Below are 15,340 nucleotides of genomic sequence, written 5' to 3' on the forward strand. Positions count from 1 at the left end.
TCGGCCAAGACCGTAACCTGTAGCCGCTGCCGCAGGCTGCGAACGGGCCCGAAGGGCACGCTGGGCGGCCGCCGCGTTGTTTCAGTGAGGGATGAGAGGGCCTCTGCGCCGACGGCGTCGGCGGTCGCAGCCTCGCAGGCTCGGCAGCGGCTACAGGGTTGCCGGGGGCTCGCGGTTTATGTAGCCGCTGCCGCAGGCTGCGAACGGGACCGAAGGGCACGCTGGGCAGGCGCCGCGTTATTTCAGTGAGGGATGAGGGGCCTTTGCGCCGACGGCGTCGGCGGGCGCAGCCTCGCAGGCTCGGCAGCGGCTACAGGGTTGCCGAGGGCTCGCGGTTTGTGTAGCCGCTGCCGCAGGCTGCGAACGGGCCCGAAGGGCACGCTGGGCGGCCGCCGCGTTGTTTCAGTGAGGGATGAGGGACCTTTGCGCCGACGGCGTCGGCGGGCGCAGTCTCGCAGGCTCGGCAGCGGCTACAGGGTTGCCGAGGGCTCGCGGTTTATGTAGCCGCTACCGCAGGCTGCGAACGGGCCCGAAGGGCACGCTGGGCAGGCGCCGCTACCCCAGGTTGGCGCTGGCGTACTGGGAAGGCGCAACACCCAGTTCGCGACGGAACATGTCGCTGAAGCTGCTGGGGGAATAGCCCAGTTCGAGGGCAATGCGGCTCACCGGTACCCCCTGGATCAGCTCCGCGGCAGCGGTGGCCAGTTGCACCTGGCGCCGCCATTCGGCAAAGCCCAGGCCCAACTGTTCCTTGAACAGCCGCGCCAGGGTGCGCACGCTGGCCCCTGCAGCGTCGGCGTGCTGTTCAAAGGAAATGGCCAGGGACGGTGCCGCCATCACCGCTTGGCACAGGCTGCTCAGGCGCCGGTCGGAAGCGTCCGGCAGGGCGATCTTCAGCAGCGAGCGGCGGGCCCGTTGCAGCTCCAGCAAAGCCAGCGCGACCAGCGCCTCGTAGTACTCCGGCTGCGGCGGGTCGAGCTCCACCAGGCGCACGATCAGCTCCCGCAGCAGGTTGTCCACCTGCAGCACCTGGACGCTGGGGTCCAGGGTCGCCGCCAGGGACGGACGCAAGTAGATATTGCGCATCTGCAAGTCGCTGACCACACGAATCCCGTGCCGTACCCCGGGCGGCAGCCACACGGCCCGCTGCGGCGGCACCACCAGGGCCTCGGTGGGCGTCTCGACCCACATCACTCCGCTCATGGCGTACAGCAACTGGCCCCAGGCGTGTTCGTGGGGCTCGATGAACAACCCGCGCGGATAGGTGCGAGCCAGGGGTTGCACGGGGATCGCGGGGTCGCTCAGATCGGGAGGGGTGGCCAGGGCCATGACAAGCTCGCAACGGGTCGGCGGGGGCTCATGGTAACCAGCGTCTGCAGCGCCCGCCAGCCGCCGGAAAGCACCCCGGGAACAGGCAGCTTTCAGGGGCCCGGCGGCATCGCCTCGGCCTTGGGCCGGTCCACGCCCGGGCAACGACCGTTGGCGCCAGAGTCGGACAATCAAAGTGAATTTTTTGGTGCCCGCAGGATCACTCAAGAATCACAGGGAGGAAGAACGGCTCTATGAACAACGCAAAACTCTTCGTCATCGAATACACCCTTCACGGCGCGCCCAAGTCCTTCATCATCCGCCAGGACAAGATGGACAACGCCGAGGCCTGGCACTGGGCCAGTTGCGATGCCGGTGTCGGACGCATCGGCCGCTTCGGCCGGGAACGGGTAAAGAAAACCAGCAAGCCCATGGCCGAGAAGTTCGGCATCGAGAACGTCACCTGGCGCCCTTCGGTCTAGGCGCCGCCGATGCGGGTGGGGCCCTGTGGCTCCACCCGCCCTGCCCGCTTCAGCCGTGGGCGCCCTTGGCGCATTTGCAGCCGTCGGTGGAGGCACAAGGTTCACCGTGGGCGTGGTGATCGGCGCACGCCTGACAGCAGTAGTGCTTACCGTGACGGACGATCGGGTGGGCGCCGAGCTTGCAGGTGCAAGCCGGACAGGCACAGGTTTCATTGGACATGGCTGGGTTCCTCTTTCGGATGAGACTCGATCAGCGCAGCGCCTGAAACGGCGGCGCTCAGCGCAGGGTTCGAGTACTTGGAAAGGTTAGGTCAATCCGCTGCGCTTACCCGGCCACAAGCGACTAAAGTGGTGCAGCCAGCGCCAGCGCAGACGGACGGACACCAGACCCGCTGATAGCCCTGTCGCGACCTGATAAAAATCACTCAAGGTCCTTCGCCGCCATGACCATGCTCTACGACGAACGCCTCGACGGCGCCCTGCCCGAGGTCGACCGCCAGGCCCTGATCCAGGTGCTGCGCCAACAGCTTCCGGAGCTCGAGCTGCTGGACCAGGAGCAGCAGCTCAAGCCCTACGAGTGCGATGGCCTCAGCGCCTACCGCAGCACGCCGATGCTGGTGGCCCTGCCCCGGCACCTGGACCAGGTGCAGCGCATCCTGCAGATCTGCCATGTGCACCGTGTGCCGGTGGTGGCCCGGGGCGCCGGCACCGGCCTGTCCGGCGGCGCCCTGCCCCTGGAAAACGGCCTGTTGCTGGTGATGGCGCGCTTCAAGGACATCCTGCAGATCGACCCCGCCGCGCGTTGTGCCAGGCTCCAGCCCGGGGTGCGCAACCTGGCCATCTCCCAGGCCGCCGCGCCCTTCGGCCTGTACTACGCCCCCGACCCGTCTTCGCAGATCGCCTGTTCGATTGGCGGCAACGTCGCGGAAAACGCCGGCGGCGTGCACTGCCTGAAATACGGCCTGACCGTGCACAACCTGCTCAAGGTCCAGATGCTCAGCGTCGAGGGCCAGCCCCTGACCCTGGGCAGCGACGCCCTGGATTCGCCGGGCTTCGACCTGCTGGCGCTGTTCACCGGCTCCGAGGGCCTGCTGGGGGTGATCACCGAGGTCACGGTCAAGCTGCTGCCCAAGCCGCAGATCGCCAAGGTGCTGCTGGCGGCCTTCGATTCGGTGGAAGCCGCCGGCCGCGCCGTGGCCGAGATCATTGCCGCGGGGATCATCCCCGGCGGCCTGGAGATGATGGACAACCTGGCGATCCGCGCCGCCGAGGACTTCATCCACGCCGGCTACCCGGTGGACGCCGAGGCCATCCTGCTGTGCGAACTGGACGGCGTGGAAGCCGATGTCCACGACGACTGCGAGCGGGTGCGCCAGGTGCTGGAACGCGCCGGCGCCAGCGAGGTGCGCCTGGCCCGCGACGAAGCCGAGCGCGTGCGCTTCTGGGCCGGGCGCAAGAACGCCTTCCCGGCGGTGGGGCGCCTGGCGCCGGACTACTACTGCATGGACGGCACCATTCCCCGCCGGCAGTTGCCGAGGGTGCTGCGGGGCATCGCCCGCCTGGCCGAGGAGCACCAGCTGCGGGTGGCCAATGTGTTCCATGCCGGCGACGGCAACATGCACCCGCTGATCCTGTTCGACGCCAACCAGCCCGGCGAGCTGCAACGGGCCGAGGCCCTGGGCGGCAAGATCCTCGAACTGTGCGTGGCGGTGGGCGGCAGCATCACCGGTGAACACGGCGTGGGCCGGGAAAAAATCAACCAGATGTGCGCCCAGTTCAACCACCACGAACTGCACCTGTTCCACGCCATCAAGGCGGCCTTCGACCCCGGCGGCCTGCTCAACCCCGGGAAGAACATCCCGACCCTGCAACGCTGCGCGGAATTCGGCGCCATGCACATCCATCACGGGCAACTGCCCTTCCCCGAACTGGAGCGGTTCTGATGAGCACGGACAGCGATTTCGATGCCACCGAGGCGTGGCTGGAACAGGTGCGCGACGCCCTGCAGAGCCATACGCCGCTGCGCATCCAGGGCTCCAACAGCAAGGCCTTTCTCGGCCGCGAGTGCGCCGGGGAAATCCTCGACACCCGCAGCCATCGCGGCATCGTCAGCTATGACCCCACGGAGCTGGTGATCAGTGCCCGGGCCGGCACCCCGCTCAGTGAATTGCACGCCACCCTGGACGCCGCCGGGCAGATGCTGCCCTGCGAGCCGCCGTCCTTCGGCGCCGGCGCGACCCTGGGCGGCATGCTCGCCAGTGGCCTGTCCGGGCCGCGTCGACCCTGGGCCGGCGCGGTACGGGATTTCGTCCTCGGCACCCGGATCATCAGCGGCGGCGGCCAGCACCTGCGCTTTGGCGGCGAGGTGATGAAGAACGTCGCCGGTTACGACCTGTCGCGGCTGATGGCCGGCAGCTACGGCTGCCTGGGGCTGATCACCGAAGTCTCGTTGAAGGTCCTGCCCAAGCCCCGGCAATGCCTGAGCCTGAGCCTGGAAATGGACCGCCGGCGCGCCCTCGCGCAACTGGCCGAATGGGGCCAGCAGCCCTTGCCGATCAGCGCCGCCTGCCATGACGGCGAGCGCCTGCACCTGCGCCTGGAAGGCGGCGAAGGCTCGGTGGCGGCGGCCCATGAGCGCCTGGGCGGCGAGCCTCTGGATTCCGGCTACTGGAGCCAGCTCAATGAACAGCAGCTGGACTTCTTCAACCCCGGCCTGCCGCTGTGGCGCCTGTCGCTGCCGCACAACACGCCGCTGCTGGCACTGCCCGGCGAACAACTGCTGGACTGGGGCGGCGCCCAGCGCTGGCTGAAGACCGAGGCCACGGCCGCCGAGATCCGCGCCGCCGTCAGCGCCGTCGGCGGCCACGCCAGCTGCTACAGCCACGGCCTGCAAGACAGCCCGTTCCAGCCCCTGGCGCCGACCCTGCTGCACTACCACCAGCGGCTCAAGGCGCAGCTGGACCCGCAAGGGATCTTCAACCCCGGCCGACTCTACGCGGAGCTCTAGACCATGCAGACCACCCTCAGCCCCGAGGCCCGGCAACTGCCCCGGGCCGCCGAAGCCGAGCGCATCCTGCGCAGCTGCGTGCATTGCGGCTTCTGCAACGCCACCTGCCCCACCTACCAGTTGCTGGGCGACGAGCTGGACGGCCCCCGCGGGCGCATCTACCTGATCAAGCAGGTGCTCGAAGGCGCCCCGGCCACCGCCCAGGCCCAGCAGCACCTGGACCGCTGCCTGTCGTGCCGCAACTGCGAGAGCACCTGCCCGTCCGGGGTCGACTACCACAACCTGCTGGACATCGGCCGCGCCGTGGTCGATGCCGCCCTGCCCCGGCCCGTCGGCCAGCAGCTGCTGCGCCGCGGGCTGCGAGCCCTTAGCGCCAACCCGCGGCTGTTCAAGGCCCTGATCCAGGGCGGCAGCCGCCTGCGTCCGCTGCTGCCCCAGGCGCTGCAGGACAAGCTGCCGCGCCAGTTGCCCACAGCCAAGCCGCGCCCCGCCCCGCGCCATTCGCGGCGCGTGCTGTTGCTCGAAGGCTGCGTGCAGCCGGGGCTGTCGCCCAACACCAATGCCGCGGCGGCGCGGGTCCTGGATCGCCTGGGCATCAGCGTGCAGCCGGTCGCCGAGGCCGGCTGCTGCGGCGCCGTGGACTATCACCTGGACGCCCAGGCAGCCGGCCTGCAGCGCGCCCGACGCAACATCGACGCCTGGTGGCCGCACCTGCAACAGGGCGCCGAGGCGATCATCCAGACCGCCAGCGGCTGCGGCGCCTTCATCAAGGAGTACCAGCAGTTGCTGGCCCACGACCCGGCCTACCGCGACAAGGCCCGGCAGGTCAGCGCCCTGGCCCGGGACCTGGTGGAGGTGCTGCACAACGAACCCGTGGAACAGCTCGGCGCCCACAGCGAACAGCGTCTGGCCTTCCATTGCCCCTGTACCCTGCAGCACGCGCAGAAGCTCGGCGGCGCCGTGGAAAGCCTGCTGCAGCGCCTGGGCTTCAACCTCACCGCGGTGCCCGACAGCCACCTGTGCTGCGGCTCGGCGGGCACCTATTCACTGACCCAGCCGGCGCTGGCGCGGCAACTGCGGGACGACAAGCTGCGGGCCCTGGAAAGCGGCGGGCCGGAGCTTATCGTCACAGCTAATATCGGCTGCCAGACCCACCTCGATGGCGCCGGCCGCACCCCGGTCCGCCACTGGATCGAGGTGCTGGAGGATTCGCTTCGCTCATAAGCTGCAAGCTGCAAGCTTCAAGCTTCAAGCTTCAAGCTTCAAGCTTCAAGCTTCAAGCTTGCGGCTTGCGGCTTGCGGCTTGCGGCTTATGGCCGCGCATTGCTGCGGTACATGAACAGCAGCGCCAGGGCCAGGCACAGCATTGCCAGCAGGCGGCTGGAGGACAGCTCGATGGCCGGGTTGCCGAACCAGCCGAAGTTGTCGATCAGCATGCCCATGCCCAACTGCCCGAGAATCACCGCCACCGTGGCCACCGCGGTGCCCACCCGCGGCACCGCGCCGACCATCACCAGCATGTAGACCACGCCGAACAGCGCGCCGGTCAGTTGCCATTTCGGCGCCTGAAGCAAGGTCATGGCCTGGGGCGGCTGGAAAAACACGATCAACAGACCGGTGATCAAGGCGCCCACGGCAAAGGTCAGCAGGCTGCTGCGCAGCACCCCGACGCTTTCTCCCAGGCGGCCATTGATCGCCGCCTGCACACTGAGCACCGCACCCGCAGCCACCACCAGGACCAGCAAAAGAATCAGGTTCATGTTCAACCTCGGGCGATCAGGATCAGGGCCACGACAATCAGCACCAGGGCCAGCCAGCGTTCGCCATTGACCGGCTTGCGGGCACTGCCGAACCAGCCGTAATGGTCGATCAGCACGCTCTTGCCCACTTGCCCGGAGAGGATCGCGATCATGGTCATGGCAATGCCGATATGGGGCGTGGCCAGGGTCAGCACCACCACGTAGATCGGCCCCAGCACCCCGCCGAGCAGCTGCCAGCGCGGCAACTGGCTGAAGGCCGGCCCCGGCTGCGGGCCGCTGAACAACAGCAGCAGCAACAACAGCGCCGCGCCCACGCCGAAGATGCTCAGGGTGGCCCACAGATGCCCGACCTGGGCGCCCAGCGGGCCGAGCAAGCCGGCCTCCACCGACAGGCCCATGCCGGCCAGGATCACCAGCGGCAACAGTATCAGGCGCTGCCAGCCGGCAGCGGGCGCGGCGCCCGCCATCGGCTTCGGCAGCGGTGTATCTAGAGCTTCAGAGGACATGCGACACCTGCTCGACATCAAGGAATGGCCGGCATTATCGATTGCACGAGCTTTGCGATAAATGCCAGCATGCCGACAACTCTTTTGCGCAAAACGCACAGCAGGACGCCCCCATGCAAGGCTTCAACGATCTCGGTTTCAAGGCCCTGCGCCTGTTCATCGCGGTGCTCGACCAGGGCAGTTTCTCGTCCGTGGCACGCCGCGAGGGGCTGGCGCCCTCGTCCATCTCGCGGCAGATCCTGCTGATGGAACAGGCCCTGGGCCAGCAGTTGCTCTATCGCCACACCCGCGCCGTCAGCCCCACCGAGGCCGGGCGCCTGCTGGGCCATCATGCGCGGCGGGTGCTGGCGCAGTGGGAAGAAGCCGAACAGGCGCTGCAGGAACAGCAGGACGAACCGGCCGGGCTGGTGCGGATCAACGCCCCGGTGGTGTTCGGCCAGCGTCACCTGTCGCCCTGGCTTGGCGAGCTGCTGGGCCGCTACCCCAAGCTGCAACTGGAGATCCAGCAGACCGACAACTACATCGATCCCTTGCAGGACGGCACCGACCTGCTGTTTCGCATCGGCACCCTGGAAGACTCCTCGATGCAGGCCCGCCTGCTGGCCCCGCAGCGCTACCGGGTGGCGGCCAGCCCGGCCTACCTGGCCCGGCATGGCACACCGCACCACCCGCAGCAGTTGCAGCAGCACCAGTGCCTGGCCTACAAGGGCGAAACCGGCCAGCAACGCTGGTTCTTCCGCCAGGGCCGGGGCGACTGGGCGCCCTACAGCGTCAAGGGCCCGCTGACCGGCAACCACGCCGACACCCTGACCCAGGCCGCCGAACAGGGCCTGGGGCTGGTGATGTTTCCTTCCTGGCTGATTGGCGAGGCCCTGCACCAGGGCCGTCTGGTGGCGCTGTTCGAAGGCTTCGAAGTGGCCACCAGCCTCGAACCGCAACAGATCGCCGCCCTGTGGCCCGGTAGCCGACGGCTGTCAGTGAAAGTGCGCACCGTGATCGACTTCTTCGTCGAGAAATTCGGCCCGGAGCCCTATTGGGATCGCTAGCGCCACCGCCACCCGCGCACCCGCCCCGTAACCGTAGGAGCTGGCTTGCCAGCGAAGGCGTCGGCAAGACCGGCACCCGACTCAGCGGCCCCTTCGCCGGCAAGCCGGCTCCTACAAGACCATCGCATTCCCCCGTAGGAGCTGACTTGCCAGCGAAAGCGTCGGCAAGACCGGCACCCGACTCAGCGGCCTCTTCGCCGACAAGCCGGCTCCTACAAGACCATCGCATTCCCCCGTAGGAGCTGGCTTGCCAGCGAAAGCGTCGGCAAGACCGGCACAAGACTCAGCGGCCCCTTCGCCGGCAAGCCGGCTCCTACAAGACCATCGCATTCCCCCGTAGGAGCTGGCTTGCCAGCGAAGGCGTCGGCAAGACCTGCACAAGACTCAGCGGCCTCTTCGCCGGCAAGCCGGCTCCTACAAAACCATCGCATTCCCCCGTAGGAGCTGGCTTGCCAGCGAAAGCGTCGGCAAGACCGGCACAAGACTCAGCGACCCCTTCGCCGGCAAGCCGGCTCCTACAGGAAGAGTTGGGCAATCAGCCAGGCGTTGGCGGCGCTGATGATGGCAAACAGGCTCCAGGCGAGGATCCGGGTCGGCCAGCGGTTGACGAATTCGCCCATCAGGCGCCGGTCGTTGGTCATGCGGATCAGCGGGTACAGGGCGAACGGCAACTGCAGGCTGAGCACCACCTGGCTCAGCACCAGCAACTGGCCCACTGCGCCGTCGCCCAGCAGCCAGACACCGATGAACGCCGGGATCAGCGCCAGCCCGCGGGTGATCAGGCGCCGTTGCCAGCAGGGAATCCGCAGGTTCAGGTAACCCTCCATGATCACCTGCCCGGCAATGGTCCCGGTGAAGGTCGAGCTCTGCCCCGAGGCCAGCAGCGCCACGCCGAACAGCACGCTGGCCAGGGCCCCGCCCACCAGCGGATCGAGCAGATGGTAGGCATCCTGGATCTCCACCACGTCGCTGTGGCCGGTGTTGTGGAAGGCCGCGGCGGCGAGGATCAGGATCGCCGCGTTCACCAGCAGCGCCAGGGCCAGGGAGCCGATGGTGTCGATGCGCGCCAGCTTGATGGCGTCGGCGCGGCTGGCCCGGTCCTGGCCGATCAAGCGGGTCTGCACCACCGAGGTGTGCAGGTAGAGGTTGTGGGGCATCACCGTGGCGCCGAGGATGCCAATCGCCAGGTACAGCGGTGCGGCGTCGCTGATGGCCGAGAGCGACGGGGTGAAGCCCCGGGCCACGTCCGGCCAATAGGGTTTGATCAGCAGCAGTTCAATGAAGAAACACACGCCGATGGTCGCCACCAGCGCCAGCATGATCGCCTCCAGCCGGCGAAAACCGCGGTTCTGCAAGGCCAGCACCAGCAAGGTGTCAAAGGCGGTGATGACGATCCCGGTGCTCAGCGACACCCCCAGCAACAGGTGGAACGCCAGGGCGCAGCCCAGCACTTCGGCAAGGTCGGTGGCGATGATCGACACCTCGGCCGCCAGCCATTGGGCCCGGGCCGAACGGCGGCTGTAGCGCTCCCGGCACAGCTGCGCCAGATCGCGCCCCGTGGCAATGCCCAGGCGCGAGCACAGGCATTGCACCGCCATGCCGGCCAGGCTCGCCAGCAGCACCACGAACAGCAGGTTGTAGCCATAGCGCGAGCCGGCCTCGATGGCCGTGGCCCAGTTGCCGGGGTCCATGTAGCCGATGGAGATCAGCAGCCCGGGGCCGGCAAAGCGCAGCAGGCGCTTGAACAACGAGGCACGGGGATCGACGGATACGGAACCCGCCACTTCCGGCGGACAAAAGGGCGCTGTGGCGATTTTCGGCAGGCTGAATTTCACGGGGATTTCCACGACGGATTGGAGCAAGAGCCCAGCTTAGAGGTTTCAGCCCGGGCACCCAAGCCTGAATATTGACCTTGAAGGGGCGTATGCTGCTGCCTTTGCAGCGCCTGGCGGCCCCTGCCGCAGGCTTCGATAGCACGCCCAAGGTGGCCCCCGTGAACAGCCCTGCGACCGATCCCCGCCCCGACACCCTGCCCCCCTTCCTGCACCCCGGCGACCGGGTCCTGCTGTTCGACGGGGTGTGCAAGCTGTGCAATGCCTCGGTGCAGTTCGTGATCCGCCACGACCGCCAGCGGCGGATCAAGCTGGCGTCGATGCAATCGCCCCAGGGCCAGGCCTTGCTGAAGTGGTTCGGCCAGCCCACGGATCAGTTCGACACGGTCCTGCTGATCGAAGACCGAGGCCTGTCCCAACGTTCCGAGGCCTTTATCCGCCTGATGGCACAACTGCCCACACCCTGGCGCTGGCTGCGCCTGCTGCGCTGGATCCCGCGGCCGCTGCGGGACTGGGCCTACGACCGGATCGCCGGCAATCGCTACCGCTGGTTCGGCCGGAATGAGGTGTGCCTGCTGCCGAGCCCCGAGCATCGCGGACGCTTTCTCGACGACCCGTCCTGAGGCACGGGTCGAGCGCCGTCAGTTGGGCTGGCGGCGGAAGAACAGGCTGACCTGCCCCAGCTCGAAGCCGAACTTGGTCATGTAGGAGCGATTGGCCAGGGTGTTTTCGTCCAACAGGTACATCCAGTCGTCGAAGTGCACCTGGTAGGTCTTGCCGTCCACCGGCAGGTTGAGCACGTAGCGCCAGCGCAGGGCATTGCCGGACACCTCGCCCAGGGCCTCGCCGACCACATCGTCGGCGGTGCCGCGCCACAGCCCGGGCCCCGCCGGGACCAGGGTCCAGACCCGGGTCTGGCGGGTGCCGTCGCTGTAGGTGAAGTCCTCGTGCATGATGAATTTCTCGCCCTCGCTGCGGCTGTCGATCTGCACATGGAAGCGTTTGATCACCTCGCCGGAGCGCTTCTGAAACAGGCCCCAGGCCTCGACCCGGCCAGTGAAGAACTGGCGCAGTTCCAGCTCGGGTTTCTGCTCGCGGTACTGCTTGACGTCGGTGTCGCTGCAGGCGACCAGGCCCAGGCACAGCAACAGCAGGTATTTCTTGAACATGGCACATCTCCTGTGCTGCGCCGGCTATTGGCCCAGCAGTTGTGCGCGCAGCTGCGGATTGCGCGTGCGCGGGTCGAGCCAGATGGCGAAGAACGCGCGGGCGAAGGCCTCGTCCTCCACCCTGTACTGCAAGTACTGGTCGACAAAGAACTCCACCCCGCGTCCCGGCAGAAACACCCCGGTGATGCGCTGGCCCGGTTCGACATCGACGAAGGCACGCTGCATCTGCGCCTGCCAATCCTTGAGTTGCGCCGGGCTGACCGCGCTGCCGGACAAGCGTTGGATCTCGTCGAGGCTGGTCTGCACCAGCTCGTCGCGGCGGATCGTGCGCCGGTAGGTCAGCTCCAGGGCGAAGGGGCTGTCGTCCGTCAGCGGCAACACCCTGCCCCAGAGCCGCGCGTGGTAGACCTTGAAGCCGAACCAGCTGAATTCGCCACTGCCCAGCAGCCGGGCCTCGGGCAGCGACGCCTGCCAGTCGGCGCTGGCCGTGGCGCTGAGCAGCACCAGCAGCCACAACCAGCGCCTCAACGGAACACGTTCGGCGCGGTTCATTCAGGAACGCCTGGGCAGCAATTGGAGAAACTCCTGGCGGGTGCTGCTGCAGTCGCGAAAGGCCCCGAGCATCACCGAGGTGTTCATCATGGAGTTCTGCTTCTCCACCCCGCGCATCATCATGCACATGTGCCGCGCCTGGATGACCACCGCCACCCCGGCGGCCCGGGTCACTTCCTGGATCGCCTCGGCGATCTGCCGGGTGAGGTTCTCCTGGATCTGCAGGCGCCGCGCGTACATGTCGACGATCCGCGCCACCTTGGACAGCCCCAGCACCTTGCCGGTGGGGATGTAAGCCACATGGGCCTGACCGATGAAGGGCAGCAGGTGGTGTTCGCACAGGGAATACAGCTCGATGTCCTGGACAATCACCATCTCGTCGCTGCTGGAGCTGAACAGCGCGCCGTTGACCAACTCGTCAAGGCGGGTGTCGTAACCGTGACACAGATAGCGCAAGGCCTTTGCCGCCCGCTGCGGGGTGTCCCGCAGGCCCTCGCGCGAGGGGTCTTCACCCAAGCCCTGGAGAATGCCGTGAAAGTGCTGAGAAAGAGGATCGTGCATGGCGCATGGGTTCCGAAAAGCTGGCGAGGCGGGCAATTCCTTGCACGTGCCAAGGAAAAAAAAGAGCCCCGAGGTGGCCGACCACACAACTGACCCAGCCCCGGTTCCACCCGGGCCTGACCTCGGAGCCCCAAAAGCGTGAAGAGCGAGCGACTGCTCCTGAAAGGACTGAGCAGGCATCGGCACATTTCACCCTTAAAAACCTATACGACAAATTAATTTTTGTACAATTTTTATCGATAAAAAACGCCATAAACGCCTTAATACTTGTACAAAACCGCATTTAATCGATTCAAAAGCTTTTCGCTGTACAAGAAAAATCGACGCCGCACTTCACTCCCGGCCGCCTCCCTGCCAGCAGATACGCGCCAAATGCCGCGCTGGATGCTAGCGTGGCGCACCGTTCATCCACTGAGTGCACGCATGCTGCTGTTAAAACTGCTGACGGTTCCCGGATTCCTCTGGTTGATCTCCCTGGCGAGCAGGCGCTGGGGACCGAACGTCGCCGGCTGGCTGGCGGGGTTTCCGGTGGTGGTGGGACCGATCCTGCTGTTTCTGGCGCTGGAGCAAGGCACGGCATTCGCCACCCACGCGGCGGGGGCCGCCCTCTCGGCGTTGCTGGCGATGATCGCCTTCAGCGTCGCCTACACCCATGCCGCACAGCGTCTTTCCTGGCCCGGGGCCCTGGCCGTGGCCACGCTGGTCTGGGCCGTGCTGGCCGCAGCCATTACCCAGGTGCCGGCCTCACTGGGCTTGTCCGTGGCCTGCGCCGCCAGCGCCCTGCTCCTGGCGCCGCGCCTGTTTCCCCGGGTGAGCGCTGTGCCCGCCGCCCCCGCGCAGCGCTCCGACAAACTGCCTTACCGGATGCTTGCCGGGGCCTTGCTGACCCTGGCAGTCACCCTGCTGGCCAGCACCGTTGGCGAACGCTGGAGCGGCATGCTCGCGGTGTTTCCGGTGCTCGGCAGCGTGCTGGCGGTGTTCTCCCACCAGAGCCACGGCGTGGCCTTCACCACCGTGCTGTTACGCTCCTTGACCACCGGCCTGTATTCCTTTGCGGCGTTCTGCCTGGTACTGGCCCTGGCCCTGCCCGCGGTGGGAATGCTCGCCTTTGGATTGGCAGTGGCGGTGTCGATGCTGGTGCTGGGTTTGAGCAAGCGCCTGTTGGCGCGAAACACGATCGGTAGCGTTGCCAGGCAACATCATTGAAGCGCAAATAAACCGGCATAAGGCCTCGGTATTCAGAGACTGGCGCCGAACTCGAGCACTCATGCATCATGCGTTGTCTGTCTTATGGAAGAGCGTGATGAGCAACATAGAAACCCCAAAGGCTTCATTGGCCTTGCGATCCTACTCCGGCCAGGTTGAGCTGCATGACCACGATTATCACCAGATCGTGCTGCCGCAATCTGGCGCCATGGAGATAGAGGTCGATGGCCGTGGCGGCAAAGTCGACTGGAGCCAGGGCGTGATCATCCCGGCAGGTTGCCCTCATACCTTTTCCGCCAGCACCGCCAACACTTTCCTGGTTCTTGATGTACCGCTTTCATCGCCCCGTACCCAAAAGTTCGAAGCTGAAACCATCAAGCGACTCAACGAAAAAAGCTTCTTTCCGGTAAGACCGGAGATTCGCCACCTGCTTGACTACGCAACCCGCAGCGTTCCATTGCTGACCAACTCACCTGAGGTGGCTCAATCCTGGAGTACCTTGCTGATGTCGGCCCTGGTCCAGCCCCACAGCCACACCCCTGACCACGGACAATTCACCCTGGCACGGGCCCTGACCCATATCGAAAACAACCTGGACACTCATCTGACCGCCTCTGAAATAGCCCGAATTTCAGGCACCAGCGAACGACGCTTGTACATACTCTTCGAGCAGCACCTGAAAACCACGCCTTTTGCCCATATCACCCGCCTGCGCCTGGACCTGGCCATGGACCTGCTACGCGACACACGACTGTCGATCACGGAGATTGCCCATCGCGTGGGTTATGCCGATCAGAGCGCCTTGAATCACGCACTGAAAAAGAACCGCAACCTGACCCCCGCATCAGCCCGAAGGTGCACCAGAACCGGCTGAAAACGTGCAGCCTGGAACAAGTATTAGGCAGCACACGCCAATACCCGACCGATCGTCCTTCCTATCATCCCCGCTTCGAAACGCTCATCGGGCGGGACCCATGACACAAGCAACGACGCCTACCAAAACGCTCTCGGCCTCAAGATCCACCGCCTCGGCAACCGCCATTGGGGTGATTGCCGTGTTTCTGTGGTCCTGCCTGGCCTTGCTCACCACCCTGACGTCAGGCATCCCGCCTTTTGAGTTGCTGGCTTTGAGCTTTGCCGTAGCCTTTCTGGCCAGCCTGTTCATTCTCGGGCTGCGCGGTGCTGAGGGCTTTCAAGGGTGGCGTCAGCCATGGAAGGTGTGGGCCACAGGCTTTCTGGGAATCTTCGGCTATCACGCGCTGTATTTCTTCGCCCTCAAGGCCGCCCCCCCGGCCGAGGCCAGCCTGATTGCCTACCTCTGGCCCCTGCTGATCGTCTTGCTGGCCGGTGTCAGTGGCGGCCAGCGACTGCGCCCGCGACAACTGCTGGGAGCACTCCTGGGGCTCGCCGGTACGGCGTTCATCATGCAGCAACGCTCACAGTCCGGCGTGGCCAGCATGCCGATCGCTGGCTATGCGGCTGCCTTGCTCTGTGCCTTGGTCTGGTCGGGTTACTCGGTGATCAATCGACGCTTCAGCAACGTTCCCAGCAGCATCATCGGGGCAATCTGCGGCCTGGTGGCCGTGGCCGGAACGCTTTGTCACCTGGCGTTCGAAACCACGGTTCAGCCTGACTACGGGCAATGGGCGGCGATCATCGGCCTCGGGCTGGGCCCGGTTGGCCTGGCGTTCTTTGCATGGGACCACGCGACCAAACACGGCAACCTGGCGAGTCTCGGCGCTCTTTCCTATCTCGCCCCACTGTTTTCCACCCTGTTGCTGATCCTGGTCGGCCAGACCCACGCCAACCCGATCCTGCTCATACCGGCGCTACTCATCATCGCTGGAGCGGTGATCGCGACCTCACGTCGACGCACCTCCGGCGCCTGATTCTCTGTACCAACAAGGAACT

17 protein-coding genes are annotated in these 15,340 nt (G+C 66.2%); 9 read left to right on the plus strand and 8 right to left on the minus strand.

The features are described 5' to 3' along the window. Positions 1-555 precede the first annotated feature (555 nt). Positions 556-1,329 carry a helix-turn-helix transcriptional regulator gene (locus tag L1O02_RS19625; RefSeq protein ID WP_060838589.1) on the minus strand — a complete coding sequence of 258 codons (774 nt, stop codon included), beginning with the start codon at positions 1,327-1,329 and terminating at the stop codon, positions 556-558. 233 nt (positions 1,330-1,562) lie between these two features. Here L1O02_RS19625 and L1O02_RS19630 point away from each other — a divergent pair, with 233 nt between their 5' ends. Further along, on the plus strand, positions 1,563-1,790 hold the full coding sequence (locus L1O02_RS19630) for a DUF6555 family protein (RefSeq protein WP_060838588.1): 228 nt from the start codon (positions 1,563-1,565) through the stop codon (positions 1,788-1,790). A 49-nt stretch (positions 1,791-1,839) separates the two neighbouring features. Here L1O02_RS19630 and L1O02_RS19635 read toward each other — a convergent pair whose 3' ends face one another. Beyond that, positions 1,840-2,010 (minus strand): metallothionein, encoded by a 171-nt coding sequence (locus L1O02_RS19635; RefSeq protein WP_082729216.1) that lies wholly within the window; start codon positions 2,008-2,010, stop codon positions 1,840-1,842. Positions 2,011-2,233: 223 nt separating this feature from the next. Here L1O02_RS19635 and glcD point away from each other — a divergent pair, with 223 nt between their 5' ends. The 3 genes from glcD to glcF are packed head-to-tail and all read left to right on the plus strand — an operon-like array spanning position 2,234 to position 6,021. After that, entirely contained in the window at positions 2,234-3,733 is a 1,500-nt protein-coding gene (gene glcD, locus L1O02_RS19640) for a glycolate oxidase subunit GlcD (protein WP_235758546.1), read from the plus strand. After that, on the plus strand, positions 3,733-4,797 hold the full coding sequence (glcE, locus tag L1O02_RS19645; protein ID WP_129406795.1) for a glycolate oxidase subunit GlcE: 1,065 nt from the start codon (positions 3,733-3,735) through the stop codon (positions 4,795-4,797). The genes glcD and glcE overlap by 1 nt, the downstream gene beginning before the upstream one ends. 3 nt (positions 4,798-4,800) lie before the next feature. After that, complete coding sequence (glcF, locus tag L1O02_RS19650) at positions 4,801-6,021, plus strand: glycolate oxidase subunit GlcF (protein WP_129406794.1); 1,221 nt, start codon at positions 4,801-4,803, stop codon at positions 6,019-6,021. 86 nt (positions 6,022-6,107) lie between these two features. On the opposite strand, the gene L1O02_RS19655 is transcribed toward glcF, so the two are convergent. Both L1O02_RS19655 and L1O02_RS19660 read right to left on the minus strand, forming a co-directional pair. Continuing rightward, the gene (locus L1O02_RS19655; RefSeq protein ID WP_060838584.1) at positions 6,108-6,557 is read right to left on the minus strand and encodes a DMT family transporter; all 450 of its coding nucleotides are present in this window, start codon (positions 6,555-6,557) and stop codon (positions 6,108-6,110) included. 2 nt (positions 6,558-6,559) lie between these two features. Further along, on the minus strand, positions 6,560-7,024 hold the full coding sequence (locus L1O02_RS19660) for a DMT family transporter (protein WP_108542768.1): 465 nt from the start codon (positions 7,022-7,024) through the stop codon (positions 6,560-6,562). 152 nt (positions 7,025-7,176) lie between these two features. On the opposite strand from L1O02_RS19660, the gene L1O02_RS19665 reads away from it, so the two are divergent. Next, positions 7,177-8,109: a LysR family transcriptional regulator gene (locus L1O02_RS19665; protein ID WP_235758547.1), complete on the plus strand. Its 933-nt coding sequence runs from the start codon at positions 7,177-7,179 to the stop codon at positions 8,107-8,109. 515 nt (positions 8,110-8,624) lie between these two features. Here the strand turns inward: L1O02_RS19665 and L1O02_RS19670 are convergent. Continuing rightward, positions 8,625-9,944, minus strand: a complete 1,320-nt coding sequence (locus L1O02_RS19670; RefSeq protein ID WP_060838581.1) for an Nramp family divalent metal transporter — start codon at positions 9,942-9,944, stop codon at positions 8,625-8,627. A 158-nt stretch (positions 9,945-10,102) separates the two neighbouring features. Here L1O02_RS19670 and L1O02_RS19675 point away from each other — a divergent pair, with 158 nt between their 5' ends. Then, on the plus strand, positions 10,103-10,564 hold the full coding sequence (locus tag L1O02_RS19675) for a thiol-disulfide oxidoreductase DCC family protein (protein WP_235758548.1): 462 nt from the start codon (positions 10,103-10,105) through the stop codon (positions 10,562-10,564). An 18-nt stretch (positions 10,565-10,582) separates the two neighbouring features. Here the strand turns inward: L1O02_RS19675 and L1O02_RS19680 are convergent, their stop codons facing one another. From L1O02_RS19680 to folE, 3 genes are read right to left on the minus strand one after another with little or no spacing between them, the layout of a single operon-like run. After that, complete coding sequence (locus tag L1O02_RS19680) at positions 10,583-11,110, minus strand: DUF3833 domain-containing protein (RefSeq protein WP_060838580.1); 528 nt, start codon at positions 11,108-11,110, stop codon at positions 10,583-10,585. Positions 11,111-11,134: 24 nt separating this feature from the next. Next, entirely contained in the window at positions 11,135-11,662 is a 528-nt protein-coding gene (locus L1O02_RS19685; RefSeq protein ID WP_235758549.1) for a chalcone isomerase family protein, read from the minus strand. Continuing rightward, positions 11,663-12,223, minus strand: a complete 561-nt coding sequence (gene folE, locus L1O02_RS19690) for a GTP cyclohydrolase I FolE (RefSeq protein WP_060838578.1) — start codon at positions 12,221-12,223, stop codon at positions 11,663-11,665. It abuts the gene before it with no gap. Between the two features lie 423 nt (positions 12,224-12,646). On the opposite strand from folE, the gene L1O02_RS19695 reads away from it, so the two are divergent. From L1O02_RS19695 to L1O02_RS19705, 3 genes are all read left to right on the plus strand, one after another. Next, positions 12,647-13,429 carry a hypothetical protein gene (locus L1O02_RS19695; RefSeq protein WP_060838577.1) on the plus strand — a complete coding sequence of 261 codons (783 nt, stop codon included), beginning with the start codon at positions 12,647-12,649 and terminating at the stop codon, positions 13,427-13,429. 97 nt (positions 13,430-13,526) lie between these two features. Further along, the gene (locus L1O02_RS19700; RefSeq protein WP_108542760.1) at positions 13,527-14,303 is read left to right on the plus strand and encodes an AraC family transcriptional regulator; all 777 of its coding nucleotides are present in this window, start codon (positions 13,527-13,529) and stop codon (positions 14,301-14,303) included. A 100-nt stretch (positions 14,304-14,403) separates the two neighbouring features. Continuing rightward, positions 14,404-15,318, plus strand: coding sequence for a DMT family transporter (locus L1O02_RS19705; RefSeq protein ID WP_235758550.1), 915 nt, complete (start codon positions 14,404-14,406; stop codon positions 15,316-15,318). Positions 15,319-15,340 lie beyond the last annotated feature (22 nt).

Origin of the sequence: Pseudomonas sp. BC42 (assembly GCF_021560055.1) — a bacterium.
GTDB lineage: Bacteria > Pseudomonadota > Gammaproteobacteria > Pseudomonadales > Pseudomonadaceae > Aquipseudomonas.